Origin of the sequence: Salinicola acroporae, assembly GCF_003206615.1 — a bacterium.
Taxonomy (GTDB): Bacteria; Pseudomonadota; Gammaproteobacteria; order Pseudomonadales; family Halomonadaceae; genus Salinicola; species Salinicola acroporae.
Window position 1 is genome coordinate 1 of sequence record NZ_PZJW01000009.1, and the last position, 10,349, is coordinate 10,349.

10 protein-coding genes are annotated in these 10,349 nt (G+C 57.8%); all 10 read right to left on the reverse strand.

What is annotated here, in order from left to right:
* Positions 1 to 13 precede the first annotated feature (13 nt).
* Entirely contained in the window at positions 14 to 145 is a 132-nt protein-coding gene (locus DOM54_RS20535) for a hypothetical protein (protein ID WP_276309686.1), read from the reverse strand.
* 20 nt (positions 146 to 165) lie between these two features.
* The gene (locus DOM54_RS14755; protein ID WP_162619889.1) at positions 166 to 1,446 is read right to left on the reverse strand and encodes a tetratricopeptide repeat protein; all 1,281 of its coding nucleotides are present in this window, start codon (positions 1,444 to 1,446) and stop codon (positions 166 to 168) included.
* A gap of 37 nt (positions 1,447 to 1,483) precedes the next feature.
* The gene (locus tag DOM54_RS14760; RefSeq protein WP_110717080.1) at positions 1,484 to 1,945 is read right to left on the reverse strand and encodes an adenylyltransferase/cytidyltransferase family protein; all 462 of its coding nucleotides are present in this window, start codon (positions 1,943 to 1,945) and stop codon (positions 1,484 to 1,486) included.
* Positions 1,946 to 2,938 (reverse strand): Stealth CR1 domain-containing protein, encoded by a 993-nt coding sequence (locus tag DOM54_RS14765; RefSeq protein WP_110717081.1) that lies wholly within the window; start codon positions 2,936 to 2,938, stop codon positions 1,946 to 1,948.
* A 61-nt stretch (positions 2,939 to 2,999) separates the two neighbouring features.
* Complete coding sequence (locus DOM54_RS14770; protein WP_240613922.1) at positions 3,000 to 4,121, reverse strand: KpsE/RkpR family capsule polysaccharide export protein; 1,122 nt, start codon at positions 4,119 to 4,121, stop codon at positions 3,000 to 3,002.
* Between the two features lie 34 nt (positions 4,122 to 4,155).
* Positions 4,156 to 5,103 (reverse strand): ABC transporter ATP-binding protein, encoded by a 948-nt coding sequence (locus DOM54_RS14775; RefSeq protein ID WP_110717083.1) that lies wholly within the window; start codon positions 5,101 to 5,103, stop codon positions 4,156 to 4,158.
* A 4-nt stretch (positions 5,104 to 5,107) separates the two neighbouring features.
* Positions 5,108 to 5,920: an ABC transporter permease gene (locus tag DOM54_RS14780; RefSeq protein WP_206019121.1), complete on the reverse strand. Its 813-nt coding sequence runs from the start codon at positions 5,918 to 5,920 to the stop codon at positions 5,108 to 5,110.
* Between the two features lie 64 nt (positions 5,921 to 5,984).
* The gene (locus DOM54_RS14785) at positions 5,985 to 7,736 is read right to left on the reverse strand and encodes a polysaccharide biosynthesis/export family protein (protein WP_110717084.1); all 1,752 of its coding nucleotides are present in this window, start codon (positions 7,734 to 7,736) and stop codon (positions 5,985 to 5,987) included.
* Between the two features lie 138 nt (positions 7,737 to 7,874).
* Positions 7,875 to 8,234 (reverse strand): DVU3141 family protein, encoded by a 360-nt coding sequence (locus tag DOM54_RS14790; RefSeq protein WP_206019122.1) that lies wholly within the window; start codon positions 8,232 to 8,234, stop codon positions 7,875 to 7,877.
* A gap of 476 nt (positions 8,235 to 8,710) precedes the next feature.
* Positions 8,711 to 10,349: adenylyl-sulfate kinase (gene cysC, locus DOM54_RS14795; protein WP_110717086.1), on the reverse strand; the 1,639-nt coding region annotated here is incomplete at its 5' end.

Genomic DNA, 10,349 nt, shown 5'->3' on the forward strand with positions numbered 1-10,349 from the left:
CTGCTGGGCAAGATCACTTTGCCTCTTTCAGCGCTGCACTGTGCTTTTCGAGATCAGGGTGCTGCTGCTTGAGTTTTGCATCCTCAAAATAGAGTCGCGGCTTGGTAACCAGCTTTCTCAGCTTTCGATAAATCTTGGAGTCCATGAAATTCCTTAGCGCTTTATTTAGCGATGCATGAACAGCGGATCCGGCTGGTTCAAATTCATCAGCAACTCTCGGTATCTTGTCACCGACCCGTCATCATTTTGCAACAAGGCGCCGTTAAGCTTCTTGTAGGCATGAATGATGAGTTCTTCCTGCGAACGGATCTCGGCGTTAGGGGTATCCAAGGTCGAATCAAAGTTCACTACTGGCGTGCACCAGTTATGGCCATAATTCTCTTCCAGATATCGCTCGGGTGGGTCCGGTATCCAGAAGCGCTCACCCAGGAATGGTCTCTCGATTAGCCCAAACGGGGAGTTATACCACCGCGCCTTGGTCCCGCCATGCCAGACGCCTTTGCCGTCCTCGTAATGCAGGAAAACGTCGATGGCGATGCCATTCAGATGTTTTACCCGCAGGCAGTCACCAGCGCGACGGGGCAATAGATGAAAATGACCGGAAACTGACAGGATCCTAGATATAGCCTGCTCGTCCGTGTCCCCCATCAGCCCGATATCGATGTCATTATCGTGAGCCAACAGCCTGGCTTCGCGAACGCAACCCAGCAGCGTCCCGCTGACAAGAAATGGCTTGGTGCCATTGGAGCGAAGCACGCGGTTGATGTCCTTTAACGCCACAGCGGCGCCACCGGTACGGAACGCAGTAGCGATGGAGGTATTGGTACGACCCGGCTTAGGCCGCTTGGCGGTGTGTGTTATCACCTGTCGCCAAAGTTCGAATGCCTTGGCGTAATCACCCGCACGTTGATGACCCGTAGCCAGATACTGAGCAATGGCCGGATGAAATGGAGGCACTGAGTCGGATGCCGAAGCACGACGATAATTGTTCCGCAGTCGCTCTAGCGCTTCGCGAGAATCGACCAGTTGCGCCATGTAAAGCCAGGTCTTGGGGCGTCTCGTCCTCGGGACCAGTATCTCGAGTTGCGACCAAGCTTCATGCAACTGCCCCTGGACACGGGCAATATCCGCCGCCAGGTATCTTGCATTGGTATCATAGGGGCGGATTTCCTGAATTTGCGCCAGCCAGCGGCGGCTCTCACCGTATTCGCCACGGTAGTAATGGCTCAATGCCAGGTAGAGCAACGCTTTTTCTTGCCTGCCGTTCCACAGGTTCAAACGCCCTCGACGGTTCAACTGCTGGTGACACAACTCCCTCAGTTCGCCATGATTACCCTGACGCAGAAGCAACGCACGGCTTGGCGGGCGCCACTTGTCTAGCAGGCGGACGGGTTCATCGATCAACCTCAATTGATCGGCTCTCGTTCGAAAAGCGGTATTGACCATGGAAAAAGCCTCACGAGCCTGATTCTCGACAGGCGAGTTACGACAGATCCCGACGCAGCATTTCCAACACTTCAAAAGCTTGGGAAAGGTCTTTTTGTGAAATTGACAAAAATCGTTTCAATGACCGTTTGAGATCCGTAGTCGAAATACTATCAGTTCGATCTAGATAGACGACTTCACATACTTCATTGAGGAAATCAAACTTACCCTCCCAGTCCTTGCCAATGGCAAAGGTATCAACCTGATACTCCTGTACGTCAGATAACTTCTGTTCCCAGCTCTTCTCAGGAATAACGAGATCGACGTATTGAATGGCACTGACGATCTCGGCTCGCTGTTCATAGGGTATCAGCGTTTTCTTGCCTTTCTTGACGTTGAATTCATCAGTCGACACACCAACGATGACTCGATCCGCCATCTCGTTGAGCCGGCGTAGCAAGTTGAGATGACCGACGTGAAACATATCAAACGTCCCATATGTGATAATCGTCTTAGCCATTTAACTTGCCTTGTACGTCATTGATTTAATTCTCTGGAATAACGAAGGCGTCGTGACTTTCTGCAACCTCTCCAAGGCGTCCGGCACTTTTTCGACAACGGCTTCCGAGTAATTGAGGCAACCTAGCTTTTTATCTCTTCGGCTCAATACGTTGAGCTTGTGGCGGATTGCGTCCGGTTCAGCATCGCGACAAAAAGCGACAGAGAAATGCACCCAATCGTTGCCATCGCGTTTACGCTTCGCGAGTCTTTGCGCGAAGGCCAAATGGTTATGAACAGAAATTGGCCAGAACTGTCTGCGGTTTCTGAACCGATGGGAGGCGTTCTTGATGAAAGCTTCCTGATTGGCTTCGTAGGCATCGGCCATGATGCTTTTTCGCATCGGATGCGCAACGTGAATCGCCTTGAAGAACTTGTCATTTTTGAATGGGCTGAACTCCGCACCTCGGCGGTTGTTCAGTGAATGAAACGAGAGTTTTTCAACCTCATTCCAGCCCAACCAACGTCCTCTCAACAGCGCCTTTTTCCTGCGAAAAAAATCGTCTGGCGAGACACTGCCACATAGAAAGATATCGTCATTCATATAGATGAACTTTTCCGATAAACCTTCGATTCGCCACAAAAACGTTTCTATCGCCAGAGAGTTGAATGTTGGCAGCAACTCCTCATGACCGCGGAAAATTTCGCTGTGGTCGACGATGCGCATCTTGTCTTTCAACGGTTTGAGTGTTGCAGGCAAGTCTTTCACGCACGCCGGTGTTTGCCCATCCGTCACGATGTAGACTCGGTGGACCCAGGCCATATGCGTTGCGATGGACTGCAGGCAAAAGCGAATCTCGCCATTGTCACTGAAGCGACGGGCCTTGCTGGCAATGGTCGGTACATGCCCGGCCTGCTGCAGGTAGTGATCGCGCTTCTCCTGCATCATGGGGTCGGATCCATCCACCCACGTGATCACTACATCGACAGGGTCCTGCTTCACGGTACTGTTCAAGCTGACTCACCATTCATCCATATTTCATGACACTACCGCCCGGCCAACAGCGCCGGTCGTCTCAGTCCCGGTGATCCTTGACGATCAGAATCAGCATGTTGACGATCAAGGCGATAAAAAGCGCGATGACGGCAAACACGACGATGTTATACAAGCGTTCCGGCTGCTCCGGATATTGGGGCATCGTCGGGGACTGGAGCGTAGAAAGCTGCTTGAGCTTACGTGCCGCCTCGACCTGGGTGCTTTGTAGTGCAGATAGCGCCCCGGAATAACTCTCCTCCGCGAACTTGGCCTGCAGCTGCAGGCGCTGGTACTCAGAAGATACGGAGTTCAGCGCATTACCGGACTGAGCGGCCAACCGTTGCTTCTCTTTTTCAATCTGGTCCTCCAATGCGTTGATCTGGCTCTTCACACGTACTACTTCAGGAGAGCTGGCACTCTGGAAGCTACTGAGCGCCGTCTTCTGAGCCTTGAAACTGGCCAGTTGCCCCTCCAGCGTTGAGACGACGCCGCTAAGGCTCTCGACCGTCCCGGTCGGCGATACCAACCCATTCTCATTCTGGTAGTCCACCAGCGCCTGGCGCGTTTGTTCGAACGTCGCCTGAAGCTGATCGACCTGCTGCTGAAGGAACTTGACCTGCTCTTCCGCCAGGCGCCGGCCCATATCGTTCATATGCTGCTCACCACGCTCGAGCAGCAGGTTGGCGATCAGATACGCTTCCTTGGGATTGAACGCCTCAACATCAATTCGCAGCACGCCAGCGTATTCGTCAAGCTCCACCGAGATGCGCTTGAGGTAGTAGTCGTGCAGCTCCTCCAGCGGGGCGTCCTCGTCGCTGAGACGACTGAAGAAGTCGCCGCCCCCGTTCGCATAATGCTCGCGAAAATTGGCGTTCTCCACCAGGTACTGCAACATGTCGACTGAGCGCAGGTAGTCCCGGAGCAGCAACATATCGGCGTTGTTCGCCCCGCCGCCGCCGGATAGCAGGCTGCTGAAGCTCAATTCTGGGGTAGCGAGCTGAGGGCTTTCCAATACCACGTGAGCATGCGATACGTATCGGTCGCTAGCCCACACTGACCAGTAAAAGCCGACGAGTACGATGGCCACCAGACAGATGACCCAGTGAAGATGCCGCGTTAATTTCTGTTTGACTGAAGAGTTCATCAAATTCGCTTCTTTCATTCGGTTGAAGCCTGTTGGGCTAGGCCCCGTTGACTCACTGCGAGGACGCTTTCCGTTCGATCTCGCGCTTATGCTGTTTCAGCGATCGAAAGCGCTGTTTTATGCCGAGACGCTTGTCACGCAACTCTTTACGCTCCCGCTGAATCTCGGCAATGACGGCATCGTCCGTGGCCGATTCCTGACGGTACTCCGCGATGATCTGCTGTTTATGGATTTGCGCACTCTCGCGGCGCAGCGCTTTCATCTGCTCGTCGATAGAACTCGGGTCAGTCGGCAGTGGTGCCTCGTAATCGTCGTCATCCTCATCGGCGACATCTGTAATCAGTCCGGTTGCGCGATGATACGCCTCGATAGCATCGTCAATGCGGTCGTACCAGTGCGCCTGCCCCTGGTCGATAAAGATGCCTGCTTCGCACATCTGTTTCAGTGTGCCCTCACCGTGCGAAACCATGATCAGGCTGGCGTGATCCACGCGCTGCTGAAACGCCTCCCTGGCCTTGGCCTTGAAGGCGCGGTCGCCAACGGCAGTTGCTTCATCGGAGATATAGATATCGAAGTCGAACGCGAGCGAAAGGCCGAACGCCAAGCGGGCTCGCATACCGGAGGAGTAGGTATTGACCGGGTCGTCGAAGGCCTTGCCGATCTCCGCAAAGTCCTGGACTTCCTGGATCAGCTTGTGAAGGCTTTTCTTGATGCCATGGACGCGAGCGACGAACTTGACGTTCTGTCGGCCGGTCATGGAGCCTTTGAAACCGCCAGCAAGGCCTATCGGCCAGGAAACACGTCCCTTACGAATTACCCTGCCGCGATCTGGTGCATCCATACCGCCGATCAGGCGCAGCAGGGTCGACTTGCCCGCACCATTGCGGCCCACCACGCCGACGCTGATGCCATCGGGGATGGTGAGATTGATATCCTTCAGGACCCAGTCGCCACCATGTGGCCCGTGATAGCGCTTGTAGAGGTTCTGGATTTCGATCATTGGATCACCTTGCCTTCAAGCGCGAAGCGAACCGAACGTGCATGACAAGACCCAAGGTCAGAGTCGACAGCGCCCAGAACCAGAGGTAGGTCATATCGATACCGGGGATCGAGTGGTAGCTATCGAAGAAGCTCAGTCGCATGCTCTCGATACCATGCACGATAGGATTCCACAGCAGGTATTGCTGATACTGCGCGGGCACGTAGGTCACCGGAAAGATGACACCGGAGATCAATAGCAGCGGCAGGGTAATGATTCTGACGACTCGCCCGACTTCCGGCACCAGGCCCGATGCCACGGACAACAATACGCCGAGACCGACGCCCAGCATCCACAGCGAGAGCCAATCCATCATCACACCGAAGGCGTGATCCGGGATCAGGTTGATCTTCAGCAGTGAACCGACGACAACGAACAGCAGAAAGATGAAACTACGGATCATTCCCTCGACGAAGCAGCGGATCAGCACCGGATCGATTGGCAGTATCTGGCGGTAGGTAAAGAGGCCCCGGTTGGCCTCCACGGCCCCCATGGGCCGCAGCATGGCCTCTCGGAAAAGGTAGAAACCCATCAACCCGACGATCATCCAGGGGATGAACTCCGCCCCGGTAATGTTTTTACCGCCTCGTATGTAGGCTCGAATAAAGATCATCACCGCGATGGTGGCGATGGGTTCGAAGATCATCCAGAACCAGGCCATTCGATCCGCCATGGTTCTGGCAATCATCTCGCGCAGGTACATCGCGGACCAGACATCCCAGGTGACGCGTAGGGGATGGCGTGGGGAATCCGGAATCTGTTCCGTGTTGGTTACCATTTAACGTTCCTGCGCCCGCCGACATGCTGTCGCGCGGGCGCTCATGCAGTGCTTGAAGAGAGGTTTAAAGATCCAGCGCGACCTTGGTCGCCACGGCTACCTGATAAAGAATCTGGGTGATGCTGGTCGCTAGCTCGATGTTGCTGGTCGGCGCGGCCGGCAGCACCATGATCTCGTCACCGGCGCGAACGTCGGTATCACCGGCATGGATGACCGCGCCGTTGCGATGCACCACCAGCACCTGGTCGTCATCCGCGCGTGGCGTGAAGCCGCCGGCCTGGCGGATATAGTCCTCGGCACTCATGCCCGGGGTATAGACCATGGCCTGGGGAATCGTCACTTCGCCGCTCAACAGCACGGAGTCTGAGCTTTCCGGAATGGTGACCACATCGCCATCCTGCAGGCGGATATCGGCGATATTGTCACCCCGCGCGACGACCAGCCTGCCGGTCGGTTTGGTCTGGCGTGCCTTCTGCACGAAGCGTTCGATCAGTTCGGCCTGGCGAACCTGAATCTCGCCTTCGCCGGTCGTCCGCGCCGGGTAGCCAAGATAGGTCTGCTCCAGCCGGTCCAGGCTCTCGTTGAGCGACTCTTCCTGCTGTTCGGCGACACTCTGGCGGCGGATGGAGACATCCTGATAGCTGGTCATGCTCTTGGGCACGCTGATCGCGTTGAGGAACTCGCCCAGGTGGGCGTCACGTGGCAGCACGTAGCGCGAAGGGCCGTAGTAGCTACCTTCGACCTGCACCACAATGCTCTCGCTGCGCTGATCGGCGCTGAACAGCACCTCGTCGCCGCGCCGTACGTTGGCGGTGCGGAATTCGTTGAGCGTCAGGTAGCGCGCCAGGGGGCCATCCGGGCGGTCACCACGCAGCAACACGTGGGTGACGCCGGAACGCAGGCGCGCCAGGTTGATCACGTCGCCTCCGGTCAGGGTCTCCCCTGCCAGCTCGTAGCGGAATGGGCGCTCGACGTCACCCACCACCGCCACTGCCGGGCCGCGCTCTTCGACCACGATGGTGTCGCCATCGCGGAACTGCGGATGCGGCATGTTGCCGTTGATCAGGAAGTCATAGAGATCGATGGTGTCGACGGTGCGGCCGCCACGCTTGATCGCGATCTGGCGGTAGCTGCCCAGGGCCTGGTCGATGCCACCGGCCTGGTCGAGGAAGTAGAGCATCGAATCGCTGGGCGTACCGGAGTAGCGGCCGGGATTTTTGACATAGCCGGTCACGAACACTCCCACCGGCTGCACGCCTTGCAGGTTGGTATAGACCTGGACGTTTTCCGGGTAGACCGACTTGATCGCCGCGGTAACGCGGGAGTTGAGTTCGCTGTTGGAGGTACCCTGGACGTTAAGCGGGCCGATCCCCGGCAGGAAGATGTTGCCCTGGGAATCCACCGTCAGCACGCTCTGCATCTCGGTACCGCCCCAGACGCGCAGATTGATCTGGTCACCCGGCTTGATGGTGTAGCCAGGGTTCAGGCCATCCGCCATCACGCCCCGGAATCCACCAGTAAACAGGTTGGCGCCGAACGGCGGTAGCGTGTTGGGATCGACCTTCTCTTGCTGGCTCGGATCGACGGGGCCGTAATTCGCACTATTCCAGTTGGCGCGGGGTTGGTCGTCCACGGCTTGCTGCTGGCCCTGCTGCTGACCGTTGGCCCCGGGAGCCTGGGAGGTCATCGACTGGGCTTGCTGGTCCTGCGGCACGATACTGCCGGACCCGAAGGATTGTGCGTGCGCCAGACCGACGTTCAGGCACGCTACCGCCACCAGGCACCCGGCCCGGAAAAACGATGCTGCATGTTTCATGCAAGACTTCCTGTTGTGTTCACACGGCTCGAGGCCTGCTTTCAAACGGTTCGAAGTGCGATCCGGCGGTTGAACCAACAACCTGGCCGATCGAAAAACGATACACGCGGAGGCAGGCACCAAAGCAGGGGATTTTTGTTACCGAGTGCTGGGGCCTGCCAACACCTGCGTGACCAGACGCTGGGTGTACCAGCCGTTGTCCTTCACGAGACATGCCACTTGGGCGCGCTGGGCATTCTGGGGCGCGCCCTGCCTGGCGACGTCCAGATGCGCGCAGAGACGGCCGCTGGCGGCGAAATAGCGTTCCTGAACGATTACGGAGACATTGGAGCCCCACGGGCTCTTGGGAAAGGCGGAGATGGTGCCGGGCGTGGCGTTGTCGAGAAAGCTGGAGATGTCGGGCCCCAGGGCAGCAGCGCCCTGCATGGTGCCGACATTGTTGCCACCGTAATGGCCCTGCGATGCACAGCCCGCGAAGGTCACGGCCAAAGCCCCCACCGCTAACCACCTTCCGAAGCGGCTGCAGCCGGCGGAAACCCCGTTGAAAACGTTTGGCATGTTGTCTGTTTAACCTGATGGACGAAAACACTGAAAACCGGTAAAGCAGCCACCCCCCTCGGCGGTCGCTTCCGGTGGATCGGCCTGCTGTCGCAAGACACGCCGGCGCTCAGTGTGGTCTCAGGAAACTTACCTGCAGCACCATCCCTGATGCGGTCGTGAAGCGAACTGAAGTCAGGCCCAATCCATAGCCTAATAACCCCACGATTGTAGGGTGCCAGCAAGGGCTTGCCTACAACGAAAACGGTGCATCTCTAGGCGTGGGGGTATTGCGAACGTTACGTTACGTAACTATTTAAACATGAGTTCCTTCAGCCATCCATGGCAAAAGGCTTGCACGTCAACGGGTAAGGCCCGCTCCAAACGCGTCGGAGGAGCCTGTTACCGAATGCAAGATGGCGTTGAAGGGATGGACGCTAGCCGATGACGTTCAGCCGCTTGAGGTTGCTGATCAGCGTTTTCGCGACTTCTTCGATGGAGAGCTCGCCCGCATCGATGACGATGTCCGGGCTCGTGGGCGGCTCGTAGGGAGAACTGATACCGGTGAAGTCGTCGATCTCGCCGGCCCGCGCTTTGCGATAGAGCCCCTTGGGATCGCGCCCTTCGCACACATCCAGCGAGGTGTTGACGAAGACTTCGATGAACTCGCCGCTATCGACCATGTCGCGCACGATATCCCGGTCGCGCTGGAACGGCGAGATGAACGAGACCAGCGTGATCATGCCCGCATCGACCATTAGCTTGGCCACCTCGCCCACGCGGCGAATGTTCTCCTGGCGGTGGTCGTCGCTGAAGCCCAGATCGCCGCACAGCCCGTGACGCACATTGTCGCCATCCAGTAGATAGGTGCTGTAGCCCATGCCGAACAGTTGGCGTTCGAGCGCATTGGCGGAAGTCGATTTGCCCGCGCCGGAGAGCCCGGTGAACCAGATGATGCACGGCTTCTGGTGGTTGCGTTCGGCCCGGCGCTGCTTGGTCACCGCCATGTCGTGCCAGACAATGTTGCTGGCGCTGAGCGTGTCGACCACCATGCCGGCACCGACCGTCACGTTGGTCATGCGGTCGATGATGATGAAGTTGCCGGAGTGCGGCGAGCGCACGTAGGGGTCCAGCGCCAGGGGCTGCTTGACCTCGATCTGGCAGCGCGCGATGCCGTTGAGCGGAAGGTTCTCGGCTTGATGCCGTTCCAGAGTATTGACGTCGGTCTGGTGGATGATCCGCGCCACGCGACCGCTGACGACGCTTGTGCCGGCCTTGAGCTCGTACTCGCGACCGACTTCCAGCGGCGTGTCGTGCATCCAGACGATATCCGCCGTGAACGCCGTGGTTGGCTCCAGCTTGCTATCCGCTGTTACCAGCATGTCGCCACGGGAGATATCGATCTCGTCTTTCAGGGTGACGGTGATCGCCTGGCCGGGATAAGCGGCGTCCAGCTCGCCATCGTAGGTGATCAGGCTCTCCACGCGGGAGCTCTTGCCGGAGCCGAGCACGCGGACGGCATCGCCCGGGCGGAGAATGCCGGCGGCCAGCGTGCCGCAGTAGCCACGGAAGTTGAGGTTGGGCCGGTTGACGTACTGCACCGGGAAGCGCAGGTCCTCGAGGTTGCTGTCGTGCTTGACGTCGACACGCTCCAGCAACGGCAACAGCGCCTCGCCGCCGCTTTCCGCGTACCAACTCATGTTCTCGCTGGGGTTGACGACGTTGTCGCCCTCCAGCGCCGAGATGGGCACGAAGTGCAGGTTGGCATCGTTGAGATTGGTAGAGAACCGCTGATAGTCGGCGACGATCTCGTCGTACCGCGCCTGGGAATAGTCGACCAGGTCCATCTTGTTGATGGCGACGATCAGGTGGCGGATGCCCAACAGCGAACAGATGTAGCTGTGGCGCCGGGTCTGGGTCTGTATGCCATAACGCGCATCGATCAGGATGATCGCCAGGCTCGCGGTGGAGGCCCCGGTGGCCATGTTGCGGGTGTACTGCTCGTGGCCCGGGGTATCGGCAATGATGAACTTGCGCTTGTCGGTGGAGAAGAACCGGTAGGCGACATCGATGGTG